The organism is Brenneria tiliae, from assembly GCF_023347575.1.
GTDB lineage: Bacteria > Pseudomonadota > Gammaproteobacteria > Enterobacterales > Enterobacteriaceae > Brenneria > Brenneria corticis.
The window spans coordinates 1-1,010 of sequence record NZ_JAKPCB010000071.1 but is presented as its reverse complement, the minus strand read 5'-3'; the positions used below and the strand labels follow the sequence as shown (position 1 = coordinate 1,010).

Annotated in this window: 2 protein-coding genes; both read left to right on the top strand. The window is 51.7% G+C overall.

The window, feature by feature from the left end:
• Nucleotides 1–63: 63 nt before the first annotated feature.
• A complete protein-coding gene (locus MFP24_RS00375; protein WP_249228642.1) occupies nucleotides 64–354 on the top strand; it encodes a transposase in 291 nt (96 codons plus the stop codon).
• A gap of 8 nt (nucleotides 355–362) precedes the next feature.
• Nucleotides 363–1,010: IS3 family transposase (locus tag MFP24_RS00370; protein WP_249228641.1), on the top strand; the 648-nt coding region annotated here is incomplete at its 3' end.

Here is a 1,010-nt window from a genome sequence, read left to right as displayed (position 1 = left end):
CTGATCTGTCCTTGATTTAGTGCCCACCTTGTTTTCAAATCAATCAACGAAAGCGAGGTCACTATGTCAAGACAACAATATACTCCGGAGTTCAAGCGCAGAGCCGTTGCATTGCTGCTCGAAAGCGGCAAGTCTGTTGCCCGTATGGCACAGGAGCTTGATATCAAAGAGAACACGCTCTACAACTGGAAAAAAATCTATCAGGATAAGGCGGGGGCTGCTTTCTCCAACACGCCACAGCTTTCCGAACAGGAACTGGAGATCCGCCGTCTTAAAGCCAAAATCGCTGAACTGGAAGAGGATAAACTTATCCTGAAAAAAGCGGCGGCGTTCTTTGCGCGGGAAAGCCGCTAAGATACGCCATGGTCACTCAGTTATCGGCTTTCCATGAAGTGAAGCGAATTTGCCTGTTGCTCAATGTCAGCAGGCGGGGTTACCAGTCATGGCGCAACCGAACACCCAGCCAACGACAGTTGGCTAACGACATCCTGAGCCAGAGGCTGATTCAGTTGCATCATGACAGCCGGGGGACTTACGGTATCCGGCGCCTGCAACGTGATTTACGCGATGAGCAACGATTTCACGGCAAGGCACGTATCAGCCGCCTGATGAAACAGTCTGGTCTGAAAGCGGCGAATCAGGTTCGTTACAAAGTGACGACCAACAGCCGCCATGATTATCCGGTAGCGCCCAATCTGCTGAACCGGGCGTTTAATCCGTCAGCGGCGAATATCGCGTGGGCTTCGGATATCACGTATATCCGCACGGGAGAAGGCTGGCTGTATCTGGCGACGGTGATTGACCTGTATTCCAGACGCATTATCGGCTTGAGCCTGAGTAATCGCCTGAAAAAGCAGTTGGTGATTGACGCGTTAGAGATGGCAATAAAACAGCGCAGACCGACGGGGAAGGTCATCGTGCATTCGGACAGAGGGAGCCAGTATGCCAGCCATCGGTATCGTGAGGTATTGAAAAACAATGAGTTAGTCTGCTCAATGAGCGGGAAAGGC

Coding starts and splice junctions, on each gene's coding strand:
- MFP24_RS00375 (WP_249228642.1), top strand. CDS start 64: ATGTCAAGACAACAATATACTCCGGAGTTCAAGCGCAGAGCCGTTGCA.